The 14,073-nt window shown below is 60.2% G+C and carries 14 protein-coding genes and 2 pseudogenes; 7 read left to right on the forward strand and 9 right to left on the reverse strand.

Translation table 11 applies throughout. From position 1 onward, the window contains the following. Window positions 1-1,306: 1,306 nt before the first annotated feature. Window positions 1,307-2,917 carry a MobA/MobL family protein gene (locus ACHWVH_RS11295; RefSeq protein WP_394687184.1) on the reverse strand — a complete coding sequence of 537 codons (1,611 nt, stop codon included), beginning with the start codon at window positions 2,915-2,917 and terminating at the stop codon, window positions 1,307-1,309. A gap of 264 nt (window positions 2,918-3,181) precedes the next feature. Between ACHWVH_RS11295 and ACHWVH_RS11300 the strand changes: the two genes are divergently transcribed. The 3 genes and pseudogenes from ACHWVH_RS11300 to ACHWVH_RS11310 all read left to right on the forward strand — a co-directional run bounded on the left by ACHWVH_RS11300 (window position 3,182) and on the right by ACHWVH_RS11310 (window position 4,841). Next, window positions 3,182-3,508: a hypothetical protein gene (locus ACHWVH_RS11300; RefSeq protein WP_394687185.1), complete on the forward strand. Its 327-nt coding sequence runs from the start codon at window positions 3,182-3,184 to the stop codon at window positions 3,506-3,508. A gap of 249 nt (window positions 3,509-3,757) precedes the next feature. Then, a pseudogene (locus ACHWVH_RS11305) lies at window positions 3,758-3,868 on the forward strand (hypothetical protein); the annotation flags it as partial. 19 nt (window positions 3,869-3,887) lie between these two features. Beyond that, a complete protein-coding gene (locus ACHWVH_RS11310; RefSeq protein ID WP_394687245.1) occupies window positions 3,888-4,841 on the forward strand; it encodes a GIY-YIG nuclease family protein in 954 nt (317 codons plus the stop codon). Between the two features lie 135 nt (window positions 4,842-4,976). Here the strand turns inward: ACHWVH_RS11310 and ACHWVH_RS11315 are convergent, their stop codons facing one another. From ACHWVH_RS11315 to ACHWVH_RS11335, 5 genes are all read right to left on the reverse strand, one after another. Beyond that, complete coding sequence (locus ACHWVH_RS11315) at window positions 4,977-5,435, reverse strand: hypothetical protein (RefSeq protein WP_394687186.1); 459 nt, start codon at window positions 5,433-5,435, stop codon at window positions 4,977-4,979. Beyond that, a complete protein-coding gene (locus ACHWVH_RS11320; protein WP_394687187.1) occupies window positions 5,432-5,890 on the reverse strand; it encodes a hypothetical protein in 459 nt (152 codons plus the stop codon). The genes ACHWVH_RS11315 and ACHWVH_RS11320 overlap by 4 nt, the downstream gene beginning before the upstream one ends. A gap of 3 nt (window positions 5,891-5,893) precedes the next feature. Next, entirely contained in the window at window positions 5,894-6,280 is a 387-nt protein-coding gene (locus tag ACHWVH_RS11325) for a hypothetical protein (protein WP_394687188.1), read from the reverse strand. A gap of 148 nt (window positions 6,281-6,428) precedes the next feature. Further along, window positions 6,429-6,785, reverse strand: coding sequence for a hypothetical protein (locus tag ACHWVH_RS11330; RefSeq protein ID WP_394687189.1), 357 nt, complete (start codon window positions 6,783-6,785; stop codon window positions 6,429-6,431). Window positions 6,786-7,161: 376 nt separating this feature from the next. Next, window positions 7,162-8,097 (reverse strand): hypothetical protein, encoded by a 936-nt coding sequence (locus ACHWVH_RS11335; RefSeq protein WP_394687190.1) that lies wholly within the window; start codon window positions 8,095-8,097, stop codon window positions 7,162-7,164. Window positions 8,098-8,297: 200 nt separating this feature from the next. On the opposite strand from ACHWVH_RS11335, the gene ACHWVH_RS11340 reads away from it, so the two are divergent. The 4 genes and pseudogenes from ACHWVH_RS11340 (at window position 8,298) to ACHWVH_RS11355 (ending at window position 10,167) form a co-directional block, all read left to right on the forward strand. Then, window positions 8,298-8,504 (forward strand): hypothetical protein, encoded by a 207-nt coding sequence (locus tag ACHWVH_RS11340; protein WP_394687191.1) that lies wholly within the window; start codon window positions 8,298-8,300, stop codon window positions 8,502-8,504. Continuing rightward, complete coding sequence (locus ACHWVH_RS11345; protein WP_394687192.1) at window positions 8,505-8,837, forward strand: LexA family protein; 333 nt, start codon at window positions 8,505-8,507, stop codon at window positions 8,835-8,837. It begins immediately after the preceding gene. Between the two features lie 259 nt (window positions 8,838-9,096). Beyond that, window positions 9,097-9,648, forward strand: a pseudogene (locus ACHWVH_RS11350) (hypothetical protein). Between the two features lie 276 nt (window positions 9,649-9,924). Continuing rightward, window positions 9,925-10,167, forward strand: a complete 243-nt coding sequence (locus ACHWVH_RS11355; RefSeq protein ID WP_394687193.1) for a hypothetical protein — start codon at window positions 9,925-9,927, stop codon at window positions 10,165-10,167. Window positions 10,168-10,457: 290 nt separating this feature from the next. Here ACHWVH_RS11355 and ACHWVH_RS11360 read toward each other — a convergent pair whose 3' ends face one another. The 3 genes from ACHWVH_RS11360 to ACHWVH_RS11370 form a co-directional block, all read right to left on the reverse strand. Beyond that, window positions 10,458-11,543, reverse strand: a complete 1,086-nt coding sequence (locus ACHWVH_RS11360) for a YcjF family protein (protein WP_394687194.1) — start codon at window positions 11,541-11,543, stop codon at window positions 10,458-10,460. 79 nt (window positions 11,544-11,622) lie between these two features. Then, complete coding sequence (locus tag ACHWVH_RS11365; RefSeq protein WP_394687195.1) at window positions 11,623-12,564, reverse strand: BsuBI/PstI family type II restriction endonuclease; 942 nt, start codon at window positions 12,562-12,564, stop codon at window positions 11,623-11,625. Then, window positions 12,561-14,024 carry an Eco57I restriction-modification methylase domain-containing protein gene (locus ACHWVH_RS11370; protein ID WP_394687196.1) on the reverse strand — a complete coding sequence of 488 codons (1,464 nt, stop codon included), beginning with the start codon at window positions 14,022-14,024 and terminating at the stop codon, window positions 12,561-12,563. The genes ACHWVH_RS11365 and ACHWVH_RS11370 overlap by 4 nt, the downstream gene beginning before the upstream one ends. Between the last annotated feature and the right edge of the window lie 49 nt (window positions 14,025-14,073).

The following is a 14,073-nucleotide window of genomic DNA, read 5'->3' on the forward strand; positions in this document are numbered from 1 at the left end:
ATGCACCAGGCAGGGAGTACGAGCAGGGAAGGTCGGCAGAGTTGGAACTCGTCGGCATCCGCTATCGTGCGGCCAGACGTCGCACAGCGTCGCGCCATCGCCGATTTCTATCGCCCACAGCGCAGCAGACGCTGCCCGGCAACTTCATGCCTTGGATATGGAGCGGGATGAGGACGCCCTGTCCCGGCCCCTCAGGAGCGACTCCAGCGACTGAGCCCGTATTGCCGCCCCTGAGGCCAACGAGCGCTGCAGCGGCGCGTCGACAAGCGCGGCGCGATCACACCCCGCGCGTGTACTGCGCTCTCCCGTCTTGCGCCGAAGCGCGCCCGATGCGCGACCGAACGTCTTGCGGCCGGTCTCGCCGCGCGTGAGGTAGTGCGCGACTCGCATGGAAGTGTCCAAGCGGGTGTCCAAGGTGGCCGAAAAGAAAAACGCCCACAAATCGTTGATTTGCGGGCGTTTCCTTGACACTGGCGGAGTGAGAGGGACACAATTCAGCGTCATCTAACCCATTGATGCCGATCGTCTTTTCCCACCTGGACACCCGCAAATAGTGCCCAAGGGATGGTCCTGCGTCCGGGATCGTAGCCGAGGCAGCATGCAATGTGGATCCCCTCTGCGGACCATTCCGTTCGTTGTGCGGCGACCGGTGCAAGGCCGCCCACGGCACGGGATTAGGAGCGCACTCTCAGCAGCAGGACGCCTGACGATTGCTGATCGTTGGCTGTCCATTGACTCCTTCTAGGTGTCTTCAGACATGAGAAAGCCAACTTTGCAGCGCCTATTTATATTTGTGAAATATCTCTGAAATTTGCACTTGCGGGTTTGCAACTTGGTGCTTGGATGAAAGCTCCTTCCACAGGCTCCAAGGAGCATCCATGCAGTCCGAACTCACGCTTCAAATCGCCAGCCGTCTCGTAAGTGGCCTTCTCTGCCAAGAGCGGCACTGCCGCTTGCCGGATCGTGTCGACGACATCCGGCACGCCCTGGAGGTAGCCACGGAAATGCTGCGTCAATACCGCGGTGGCTCCTCTGCGCCTCCGGCGCACGACTACGTCCCACCCACGCCGGCCCCGACGCTGCCACCACCAGCGTCCTCCTCCCCACCTCAAGCGCCGCGCCAGCAAGAGATCCGCACCCGGGAGGCAATCGTGGTGCGCGATATCCCGTCCGTCGAAGAGTGGCGGAAGAACCGCCGGCGAAAAGGCGCCCCGGATCCAGTGGCGAACAGGAAGAAGCCGACGCTCCACTGATCCGCCACCGCCGCCCCAACAACAAAGTGCCCCGCTTGCGGGGCACCGTTGTTTCAATGGAGGCGGGGGCGCGGTGGTCGGGGGCCACAAGGTTCAAGGTCCAGGGTCGGCAGGTCTTCGAGCGCAGCCGGTTGAGCCTCCTGGACTCCAAAGACCAACGGTCGGTCGAGCTCGAGGGGATAGCGCCCCAGCATACCCTCGCTCCAGGCTTCCAGATGGCGGCCACTCTCTGCCGCCTCCTTTTCGCAAAAGGCCTGTTGCTCCGGAGTGACCCGGGCCCGCGCTTCCGCCAGCTCGGCCGTCCGCTTTTCCAGCGTGCTCAAGCGCCACGCCCGCCGTTGCTTCCAATCCTGCTCCGTCCATGACGTGCCAGGCTGCGGATTGTTGACGGTGAAGTCCTCCCAGGACCGCTCCGCCAGATGGCGGAGCCTGGAGGCGCGTTGCTCGGCCTGCAGGCGCCGTGCAAACCGGGTCAGGCTGGCTTTGAATCCGCGTAACCGCCGGGCCAGCTCCAGCAGGTCCGAGCGGAACCGGGCATGCTCGGCGAACGCCGCGGCGCGCTCGGCCGCCCAGGCCAAGAGCTGGCGGGTGGCGTGGAGCGCACGCGCCACTGCCTCGTGGCGCAGTGCTTCCCACTCCTGGCTCAACTCGGCAACGAGCGCCGGAACGGACACCGGCTCCGGGCGTGCCGCCCCGGGAGCGGTCTCCTCCAGCAACCCCAGCCGCTGGGCGATGGGCCCCATGTTGCGAGAGACCTCGATGTGCCCTGCCCCGCGGCCCAGCGACAGGGGCAGCATGGCCGGAGGACGGCGGGCCTCCCGTTGAGCCTGTTCGTGGCTGTGGCCATCGGGCACTTCCACCGCTCGCCCCTCGTTTTCGAAGACGGCGATGAGCTTTTGGAAGGTCTCCTCATTCGCCTCTTCGATTCGGCGGTTCGCTTCCACGCGCTCGGACGCTTGGCCCCGTCGGGCCATGGCGGTCGCGTTCTTTCCCACATGCTTGGTCGGCTCCCGCAAGAGCACGGCAGCGGCGACCAGGTCGCCGCGGGCCATGGCCTCGCCGGCCTGCGCCTCAAGGCTGCGGTGATCCACCTGGATTCCTAGGTCAGCCGCCTTGAGGTAGGCATTGACGGTCGTGGCGATCAGTTCGCGGACCCAATGCACCTCCGCCCGGCCAGAAGGCCCACCGTCCAGTTCCTTGGTTTTGTCCGTGAAACCGTCCGGCCCCATGCGCCGCGTCGTTGCCAAGACGTGGACGTGCCAGTTCAAGCCGTCTTTGCTGCCTGGGCTGTGGATGCTGGCTTGGGCCGCGAACCCGTAGCGACTGACCAGCGCACGGGTGACCTCCATGGCCAGCGCCGATCGCTGCGCCTCGTCGAGTTCGTGGGGCAACGCGAACTCGAACTCGCGCGCTATCGTGGCGTCCTTGCGCCGCTCGGCCGCCTCCACCGCCGGCCAGAGCTCGGCCGGGACCAGGGCCCAGTCGGGCGCGTCCTCGGGGGCGACGCAGCGGGTTTCGACCACGCCGTCCCGGCGGCGGTAGTCGTGGCGCTGCCCGGTCTTCTCGTCCTCGAGAAGCAGGCCAGCGCGGTAGGCGGCTGCGGCCACGGATGAGTGGCCCTTGGCGCGGCTGAACGTTTTGATGTTGGCGTGGTAAATGGCCATGAGGTATTGCTCCGAAGCAGTGGGGTTGCTTCGTTTATGCCTTGGCTTTTGATTTGCGCAAGCGCCGCCGGCGCTTGGGGTTCAAGGGGCGAAGCCCTTTGCGCACGTGTCACGCAGTGACACCTAGGTGCGCTCTTGCTTCTTTCTTCTAAGCCTTGTTTTTCAGATCTTTTCGATTTCGATGGAGTCCAAATTTTCAGGCCTGTGCAAACTTGACGCGCGCCATTTCTTTGGTTGACTCGTAATGGCACAGAGGAGAAAAGCATGGCCGAGCCAACCCACTACCACCAGAGAATACAAAGAGCGACAGAACGATTGGCCCAGCTACAAGCGCGTGAGCTTTTAGCTAGTCAGCGACAGGCTGTAAAAGCTAAGGAGACGCAGCGCCGCGAAGAAGCCAAGCGACGAGCGCGTGTCGCAGAGCTAGTGTTTCTGGCCGGCGCCGAAACTCTGGAAGATGCTGAGTTGGTCGGCACGTTGTTGAGGCATGTGGAAAGCCGCGACGACCACGACATCCGCAACCAAGCCCGTTCGCGCGGCACCTCGCGGCTGGCAATGGCTAGCGCCGAAGAAAGCCAGGCCAAGCACTGACCTGGCTCTGCTCTTGCTCGCTGCCTTCGAGTTGCAGCCGACTGGAAGTTGAGCTAAAACATGTTTGCCGATCGCTGAGCGTCGGTGTTGTGCCCGCATGCCGAACGGCTCCGGGTGCCCGAGGTTCTCCCTAGGAGGCACGGGAATCCTTCGATTCCGGAGCCTCCCATGAGCAACAGACGCCTCAAAACCCTTCGTGTCTACGCCTTCCACGCCCAGGCCGGCCGCTGTTTCTATTGCGGCCTCCCCATGTGGCTCTCCTCGCCTGACGAACTAGGCTTGCGCCCCCGCTCGTCCCGCGCCTACCAATGCACGGCCGAGCATCTCCAGGCTCGCCAAGACGGTGGCAAGGACGTGGCCGATAACGTGGTGGCCGCGCATGCCCGCTGTAACCAAGGACGCCACAAAAGGTCTGGGCCGCCCCTCCCTCCCGACGCATTCCGGGCACTGGTTCAGAGGCGGCTCGCGGTGGGAAAATGGTGGCCGTCACTACCGCCAGGGATTGCGCGTGCTTCTTTTTGACCTCATCAAGCTTCACGAACCTTCGTTCGAGACGTCCAAGGCGAAGGTTCATTTGGCACGACACAACCACATCAGCCACCCCATCAACGAATGGCTGGCTGGTGACTTCGATGAGTGGCAACGCACGCAAACCCGCAGGAACTTCAAACTCGACCTGGTTGTATCGCTGATCCAGGTGCCTAAGACATATCGGTGGATGTTCGCCGGCCTGTTCCGTTCGCACGGCCACGAGGAGTGGAGAAACGAAGAAGACAAGCTCCACTACGTTTACAACCTCGAACGCATCCCAAGCACGGAAGCACTGGAAGGCCGCTTGTTCCTCACTGGGAAATACACCGGCCAGCAGTCCTACCCAGGGGCAAGCAGCCTTGTTGGTGACATGGACGTCTACGAACTGCTGCCTGAAAAGTTGGGCATTGGAGACTTCCCAGGTTTCAAGAAGGTGGACATCGACAAGAGCACCCTAGATCTTCTGATGCGCACAAACAACAGCGCATGGCGGACGGCCCTGTCTTCGGTCAAAGGCATCTACCTCATCACTGACACCAAAACCGGCAAGCTCTACGTCGGCAAAGCCGACGGTGAAGAAGGCATTTGGGGACGCTGGGGTCACTACGCCAATACTGGGCACGGTGGAAACCGGGCTCTAGTCCAAGAGCTTGGACTAAAAGCGAGCGACCGTCAGAATGATCTGAAGTTCTCGCTTCTAGAAATCGCAGACATCCAGACCGGCGATCAAGAAATCGATGAGCGGGAAAGCCACTGGAAGAACATCTTGATGAGCCGCGCCTACGGCTACAACCGCAACTGATCCGGGTTAAAAATAGGCCGGGGATGAGCCGGCCGAAGGATCCCGAGAAACATGGGCTAGGTGGAGTATGCCCTTCCCGATTCGCACCGGTTTAGACGATTGGCCGAAATCCCGTCCTCGCTCCTGACGTTAGTGTCAGTCGAGCGCTGGAAGCTTGATGAGCTCCATCCAGCCCGATTGCGCCGCCGAGGCGCTTGCCATCAAGGGCCCATGTCCCCGGATGATTTTCAGCTGGTCCACGCCGGCTTGGCCTTGTGGGAAGAACGGGCCGTCTGGACCGAAGACGAAATGATCGCCCTGCAGCGCGTCGCAAACCTGGCAGTGGTTGGCTAGGTAGTTTTGATCGGCTGTTTGCGAGTAGTTGGTTTTGAGCCAGGGGGCAGCCGCTTGAACCCGGACCATCGTTGCCACGTCCAGTTCGCTGACGTATGTCAGCAGCGATGGTCCGCCCTCCTCTGGGTATTCCTCGTCCTGGTTGTCGATGAACCCAGGCACCCAAATGGAGGTCACGGAGATGGACGCCGAGCACTTCCAGCAAGTGGTTTCGCCCTGGAGCAGGGCGTAGCTGGTGGCGGTGATGTTCAGATCGGTCATGAGGACTCGTCCAGGTATGCACCGCGATCCCAGGAGCGGTAGCGCCAGGGCAACACCTCCTCCAAGAACGTGATGCGGGGGCTGGGGAGGTTCTTCAAACCGCCGATGGCGTATTGGATGCCTTTGGTGTTGGCCTCCGGAACGAAGAGCCAGGGCCGGGCCCTCCAATCCAGCGGCACGCCGCTGTCCCGGGCCAGTGCTGCCCTGATCCCGGGCCAATGCTCGTCCCACGCCCGCAGACGGGCCAGCAGCGAGGGCGCGCGTGCGGCGTAGGTGATTTCGCAGAGATAAGCCGTCTGCTCCTTGAAGCTGACCGCCACGGCGTCGCAATACCAGTGCGGACCACTGGTGTCAGGATTGGCGCCTTCGTTGAGCTGGATGCAGCACTGGCTATTGACGAACAACGCCCTGTCGGCGCGCAGGTAGTCCAGCACCACGCCTTCGAAGTGATCCATTGCTCAAAGACTAGCCAGCTCTGCCGCGAAATCCACGCCCTTCAACTGTTTCGCTAGGTCGCTGGCACACAACGGCTGCCCATCGTCTCTAAGGTTAGCCACCGTGTGCGCGGCCAGCAGGGAAGCAGACAGCATCTGCAGTCGGGTTCGACCGCCCTGCTCCCAATCCGCTGGAAGGGCCTGGAACACCGCCAGCGCTTCTTTGCCCGACAAGTATTGCGTGCAGGAGAGCCAGGTCCATTGCAGGCCGATTTCCTCTCGGAGCCGGCGCCCCATGGCTTGGGGGTCAAGCTTTTCTTCCACCAAATCCAGGAATAGTTGGCCAGCAACGATGGCCTTGCGCTGCGGCGGAATCTTTGGCTTGCGCTTGGCGGGAAATGGGCTTCGCATACAGGCCTCTCATCCTTGAACGGGCGCGTCCAGTCGGTTGTCGCGCATGGGCTGGGGGCGGTGGCAGGAGATCGCTCACTTTACCCCGGGCCCGTGTCAGGGGGTGAGACTGCAGGGGCATGAAAAATATTTACCGTCCGCTTGCCTGTTACTCCTCGACCAACGCCAGCGCGCCCTGGTAGACGCTGGCCTCTACGTGGTCGTGAAAATGGTGAAGGCTCTGACGTGCCTGAAAGGCCTTATCAGAACAGGCCTTCTCTCCCTGGTCAGCAGCCACTTGCTCCTTTGCACTCGTCCAGAGCTGTAGCACATTCGCCGGCAAGCGTTTTAACAGCGCATCGGCGGTTGTATGCTCCGCCGCCGCTGCCGACCCCATTTGTCTAAACCGACGCTCTCGGCGTTCTTTGGCTTCCCGCTCCCACTGGGCAAACGACGCCCTGCCCTCGGAGGTGTTCGGCTGCACCTTTTCCGTCAGCGCGGCATCCAACAGCGCGGCCAAATCCATCAGTCGTGATCCACTACGACAGTCCAGGCAAAGCTGGACTGCGGCAACCCGCTCTTCGGTTCGGTGCCCATAACCAACTGCGGCAGAGTCCTGATGACCCGCCAGCCCTTCTCATAGAGCTGCGGAATCGTCACGGAGCCTGCCTGGCACTGGAACACGGTGCTGTTAGCCAGCGACTCGGGCTTGTTAACCCGGGTGGCGAACGAGAAAACCTCGCCTTGCTTGGCGAGAACCGGGGAGGAGAGCCAGCAACACAGCGACCAGGCAGATCTTTTTCAAGCTCATGGGTAGTTCCCCTGTAGACCGCCTTCCTGTTGGCCCTTGGACCTTAGCAGTGGCAGGTGGCGATGTGGATCCCCCAGTGTTCTTCACTGCATCAGGTTTCGCGGCTGTTTATGGCCGCCTGGACTTGCTGGGCGTATGAAGTGACCACTGCTATCAGTTCATCAACGTTTGATTGGCTGATGTTATGAGGGTTGTGCTCGGTGTCTTTTCCACCGCGGTGCGCTATGTCATGGCGAATCTTGGTGGGGGCTTCAAGTGCCGCATGCGATGGCATGGTGATGTCAAGCAAATGCCCCAAAAAACGTCCGTTCTTCTCCCAGCGGTGCCAGACCTTCGTCTTAAGCCCCTGAGCTAGTTCTACGACAATCGTGGCTCGGTTGCCCTCGTTGTCACCCCCCAGTTGAGCGAGCCGCTGTTGCGTCTGCGGATCTCGTTGTATGAGCCGGTCTAGCGCTGAGGTATCCCCTTCCAACCAAAACGCCGCCTGCTCCCAGAGAAACGTTTCGAGAGTTGTAATGACTGCCGCATACACCAGCTGACGCAAAAGGATTCGAGTCATCGGGGGCCCGTCTAGCTCGATCATTGTTCGAAGTTCGGCTAACCGTTCATCCAACCGATAGATCGGCCCATCAGGCCTATCAACGAAAACATCGTCCCAATCGTCCTCAGCAGTGAGCTCTGTTGGGGCCCACTCGTCACCTACCTCCTGGTGAAGCTCACTCACAAGCTCTGCAATCACCTCGGATGTCACCACATCCTCAAAGCGCTCTTGAAGGACATCGTTTGGATCGTAGGGACCGCCTCGCAGAAAGATGTAGGCACCAGCATCGGAGTTGTAGGGCGTTTCAATCTGGGGGTCGCAATAGCGCTGAAGGAACCAAAGCCGCATGGCTTTTATCTGCTCACTTGGAGTGGCAGTAGCCAGCCAGCTGTCCTCCACCTCCCGGGTGTCCAGATCCGAAAATGCGGCCGGGTCTGGCTCAGGTGGTCGGCTCTGCATTTCGATGATTCGATCCGTCAAGCTCATTTGATGCTCCTAGGCTGTTTGCGCGTGAAACTCAAAAAGAGATAGCACCGAGCGTGTTCCACTCATCACCATCGCTAGCAGTGCCGACGCGCGCATCCCGTTCAGGGAAATACTAATAGCGAGGGCACCGGGCACGGTCGTAGCCTGATCCCCCGGTGGCTGTCTCACCGGGTGATCCTGACTGCCCGGAGACTCGCGCCATGTTCGACCCCGCCCACGCCTCCCCTACGCTTCTCGGTGCCGCTGACCTGCACGCCGAGCCCTTGCCGCTTCCTCTACTGATCTTCGGCGTCACGTGCGATTTCCCCAGTCCTGCAGAGGACTACATGGGAGAAGTGCTGGACATCAACCAGCGCTTGATCGGCAACCCCGTGGCGACCTTCTTTGCGACGGCGGAAGGTGATTAGATGCGAGATCTCGGAATCGAGTCAGGCGACACGCTCGTCATCGACAAGTCGCTGAAACCCAAGCACCTGAACATCGCCATGGTGAACTGGGAAAGCGGCTTCATGGTCAAGCAGCTGCGCCGCCGCGGTGGGCGTCTGGAACTCCATTCCGGCAACCCGGGCAACGCCCCATCGTCGTTCCCGATGACATGGGGTTGGATGTCTGGGCGTGCTCACTTGGAGCTTCCGCAAGCAGCTGAGGCAATGAGTGAAGTTCACATCAGCTTTCTGCCCTTTTTTACAGGTGCGGAATCCTTTACCTGCGCGGTGTTGCGCTCAAGTGTTTCTCGCTGAGCTTCCGCCGCTGCCCGTGCTTTCGCCTCTTCGATTCGCTTGCGTTCCGCTTCCTCCAAAGCTTTCCACCTAGCCTCTTCAGCCGCCTCGCGAGCTCTCGCAGCCTGCCACTGCGGAGTTCCCACTTCCAACTGCGCCGATGATTTCTTGGTTTCCTTACCCACGTGAACTCCAGTGCTAGGTCTTGTTGACGGAAACAACTTTTTACGCCAGTTGCGATCGCGTCTTCAACCCCTCTCTGCGCGGGCGCCCGGTCGTCGTGTTGTCCAACGACGACGGCTGCGCCTTCGCGCGCTCCCAGGAGGCCAAGGACATGGGCGTGGGGATGGGCCAGCCCATCCACGAAGTCCCGCCAGAGTTGCGCCGGCAACTGAAGGTGTTGTCGGCTAACTTCGGGCTCTACAAGGAGCTGTCCGGGCGCGTGGTGTCGATCCTCCGGGACCTGTTCCTCTAGGTCGACGTTTACACCATTGACGAGTCGTTCGTGTCTCCCGATGGCATCCCGGAAGCCGAGCATGAGCGCGTCGCTGCCGAGGCCCGGGCGCGGATCCTCAAATGGACGGGCATTCCCTGCTGCGTCGGCATTGGCCCAACAAAAACGTTGGCCAAGTTGGGCAACAAGGCCGCCAAGAAGACCCCACAAGGGGGCAATGCCCACCCTGCCCGGTTCCCCATTGCTGGAACGGTTCGAGGTCGAGGACGTGTGAGGTGTGGGCCACCGCACCCGGGCCAAGCTGGACTTCGAAGGGATCCTGGCAGCCGCAGACTTGGCCCGCGCAGACCCGGAAACCGTGCGGGCGGTATGGCGTGACCCTGGCGCGCACCCAGCGTGAGCTCCGGGGCATCGCGTGCTCGGGGTTGAGAGAGGTGGTGGCGCTGAAGGACCTGAAGCAAGCGGTGGCCATATTCGCGCAGCGCGCCTGCGAGAAGCTTCAGGGACGTTCCTTGCAGGCCGGCGGGGTCTGGGTGCTTCTCCACGCCAACCTTTCAAGCCGGGTGCTCCGCAATATCACCCCAGCAAAGCCTTCAACTTCGTGGCTCCGACCGTCGATACTCGGGAGGTGCTCTGTGTCGCTCACGACTGACCGTGGCGATGTGGCGCCAGGGCTATCGTTACAAGAATGCCGGCATCGGCCTGCTGGACCTGACGGCGGGCAATGTCCACCAAGGCGATTTTTTCGCTCAGGTGGACCCGCGTTCGAAGGCGCTCATGGAGGTCATGGAGGTCATGGATCGGGCCAACGCGAAGTTTGGCCGTGGGTCGATGACGTTTACATCGTCGGCCAAGCGGTTGCGCGGTGGAGAGCAGCGCAGCCGGTCTGGGCGATGAACAAGGGAATGCTTTCGCTGGCCTACACGACTCTGCGGGATCAACTCGTCCGGATGCGCTGAGCTATCGAATCAGTGCTGGGCAGCCAGCTACTTCAGAATAGGTTGAGTCAGGAGCTTTAGCGATTGCACTGGTGGCAGAACAGCCCCAATCTAATGCTGCGTGTGAACTTGTGCTTGCAACGGCCACACGAAAAAACGGTGGTGGCTCTGGAAACACTGCCCGCCCTCGATTTTCTACATACATGTTTAAGAAGCCCGGCCCATCAAGTGATGGGCCGGGCATGTGGATCACTTTTTAAGCACGTCTCTCATTGCGTTCTTGAAACGGGTGCCAATCTCTTCGCCGGTCGGGGATGCGTCCGGGTCGTCCGTAAAGATAGCGACCAAAGCGGCAAGGTAAGCCTCGCCCAGCGCCGACGTCAGAGCGACGGCCGTCGTTCCAGAGATCGCCGCTCCAGCCGCCGTCCCTACACCCGGAATGAACTTGATAAGATTGCTCACCAGCGTGCGACCAAGAAAGCTTGCACCGGCCACACCTACCGCGGAACTGATAAGCGATGTGAGCATTGAGTTGGTCAGATTGACACCAAAGATTGATGTGATCTTGGCAATCATGCCCATCTGAACCGGCGCAATAATCACCGCGTCCGAAAACGGAATCGGGCTCACCCCAGCGGCGCCCGACGCGGTAGCTGCCGCCATGATGATCTTGCGAGCTTCAGACTTTTTTGTGTTCAGGTCTGCCTTTTGAGCAGAAGCAAAAGCACGCTTCGCGCCTTCGGGTAGTGCACCGATTGTCACCTCCACCAACGTTGAAAGACCCTTGGGCGGCAACACAACGTCGTCATCAAGCTCTTCTTTGATAGCTCGAACTTGAACAATGTTTCGACACTCTGGCAGCAAGCACTCTACTTCCTTCTTAAAGCCCTGATCTGACCGATGCTTGGTGATCACGCCAATGACAGGAACAACTTTCGCAAGGGCAGCATGAAGCTCAACTTCAGCTCTTTCCACGCGACGGCCGTCTTCGATCACGCATATCCAGGCGACATGGATGTGCTTGTTAGGATCAACCTCATTCTTTCGCGCCTGGATGAAGTCAGTGAGGGCGCTGATGGTGCTCTTGTAGTCAGCCATCTCAAGACCGCGCGTATCGAAGACCGATACCGGCAGACCCTCCTTGGTGATTTCTTTGGTCTCCTTCGTAACAGGACGCCCTTGTCCAGTCTCGGCCAAATCTTCATGAAAGGTGGCGTTGATCAGCGTGCTCTTTCCTACCCCAGACCGACCAGCGATCAGGATATTGACATGACCCATTTCCTTAGCTGCATCTGCAATAGCAGCCGCCATTGTTGAAGCTACGTTACCTTCCATAATCCCCTGATTCCTTTTTGACTCATCATTCCAACTTACAAACAGCACAACCTCTGATCTCTTGAAGAATCAGAGGACCTCACTTATAAGGCCCCAAGAACCTCTCGCCATTGAAGTGCATCAGGTGCGTGGGGGCATCAGCGGCCCAAGCTTCCGTTTCCCAAGCAATGTCGGCCAAATATTTGCGCATCGTGGCGCGGTCCGGGAACGCCGAAACGTAGACCAAGCCAGGCTTGCTGTCTTTGAACAGCTTTTCTAGCTCTTGGTGGCGCTTGCCGTCCACAGGACCGTGGGAGGTCACCGCCTCGCACAGGAGCAGCCAATCTCGCTTGCGGTCATACAGCACCACGTCCGGCATCTTGCCGTGACTGTCCACCGTCACGCCCAGATCCGCCAGCGCCTTTTTATCGAAGACACCAACCTTCTGACCGGTGTCTCCCGCATAGATGAGTTCAGAGCCGGGAGCGAAATGCGGACCGAATACTTCGATGATCTGCTTGATGAGCTGACTATGCTCACCAGGGCTCAGGATCACTTCCCCACCACCGGGGATCACCAATGGAACCTGCTTCAACTCTCTGGCTCGCGCGTATTGATCGGCAAGTGACTGCCTGCTTTTACGGAACAACTCAAGCGATGCTTCCCACTCTGTGGTGTTGTAGGTCCTGATGAGCTCCAACATTTCTGGGGTGAGCTGGTAGACCGCTTTGGGGCTGTTGACCGGTCGCTCCGGATTGTCCGGGTTGTAGAGCGCGATGCCTCCGTCCACAAACTGGTGCATCGTCTGCCGGCGGAAGGTCTCTCGGGTGTTGGGCGCATACAACTTGCCATACTGCTCGCGCACCCAATCCATGATTGGCGTGATGCCAATCAAAGGCGCGGAAGCCTCCGCCCATTTCTTCTTCGGTGTTAAATCAGCCAGCGCCAGCAGCGAGAGTGCCGAGCGCTCGTTCAACTGCGCACGGGGCATCCCCACTGCCGCCAAGATTGCCTCGGCGGCGTCAATCCTCTTCTGCGTCATGCCAACACTTGCTCCATTTCCTTGTCGATAGATGTCTGACTGAGATCGGCAGCCTTCTTGGCCCAGCGCCCCATCTTTTCCAGCACCTCACGCGTGGGGTAAGGCATGTTCCGCAGATCTGTGGCATTGACCTGTGTGTGCCCAGAAAACCTCCGCAGATGGTCATCCAATGCAGTGCTATTGAGGTAGACAAACAGGCCCCAAGCCACGTCCTCCTCAAGCCCCCGCTTATTGAAGTGAAAGACATTCGAGTGGTTCTCGAATGCAAGGCGCTCTTGCCCATCAAGGTGTTGCGGCTGAACCAAGTAGGCCACCACACGCCGCTTTTCTTCCTTAGAAGAGAAGCGGCGAACGACAACGTAGTAGCCGGTCGGCCAGATCGAGCGTTCAGTGATGGCGTCTCGAACTAGTGCGTTCGCTTTTTTAGCGCCCTCAATGGGCCAGGTGGTCTTGGTCCTATCGATGTGGAACGCGTAGATCAACGGCACCGTGCCGGGTTCCGGCATGGCGCGCAGATGCTCCCGCGTCCTGAAATCCACTATGGGTCCTGTCGAAACAGACACCCCGACTTCTGCCAGCGATGCACCCACCAACGGCGAGGCCTCGATGAGGTCGGCCTCCTCGGTCGGGACGTGGATGAAGCTCTCCCTGTCCTGGGGCTTCACGATGGCCGAGAAGGGAAACACTTGCTTGCGCAGGTCAGTAAACGAATCGTCCGTTGACGAGGTGATGGTCACTTCGCCCTGCTTTCCACCCCGCTCCAAAAGAAGGATGACGTTCTCTTGTAACACTTCATCGTCACGGAACGCCTTCGTTCGGCTGTCGAACAGGTGGATGTGCTTGAGAGAAGCGCGCTCAAGGATGAAGCGCCGGAACGGCTTGTAGTAAGGCCCGTTGGCAAAGCTGCGCGGAATGATCGCAACCAGCTGACCGCCCTTAGCCATTTGTTCGAGGGCAGCGCCTACGAACGCCGAGTAGAGGTTTACGGTCTCCAAACCGATCCGACGCGCCTGGGTGCGTGCATCCGAGTTGGTCGCGATCTTCTTGTAGGGGGGATTCATCACGCAAAGCGTGAAGGGCGCCCTGCGCTTCTCAAGGTCATCGGCAGCGGCAGCCAAGTAGTCGCCTTCCCGCACCGTCACCTTCACCCCATCCGCTTCGTAGCCCACCAGAGTCGCTTCGAGGTGCTCGCGCAAGCGGCTATCCAGCTCATGGGCTTCAACCGCCATCGAGCCTTTGCCCAGCTTCCCGCTTTTCCACGAATCCAGCACCGCACAGCTAAGCGCACCAAGACCCGCTCCTGGATCGAGCAACACGTGCGGCCCCGCCTTGGGCTCCAACAGGCTAACCATGAAGGCGGCCACGTCGGCATTGGTCATGAACTGTCCCATGGCGCTTTTGTGGGGCCTGGGGGTGAGGCCGGCGACTTCCCGGCGTTGCAGCTCGGCTCTATGGAGCATTCGTGTTCACTTTAGGAGCATTGGGCTCATTTTATCGCACCCTGACGTC

This window comes from uncultured Xanthomonas sp. (assembly GCF_964278005.1).
Lineage (GTDB): Bacteria > Pseudomonadota > Gammaproteobacteria > Xanthomonadales > Xanthomonadaceae > Xanthomonas_A > Xanthomonas_A sontii.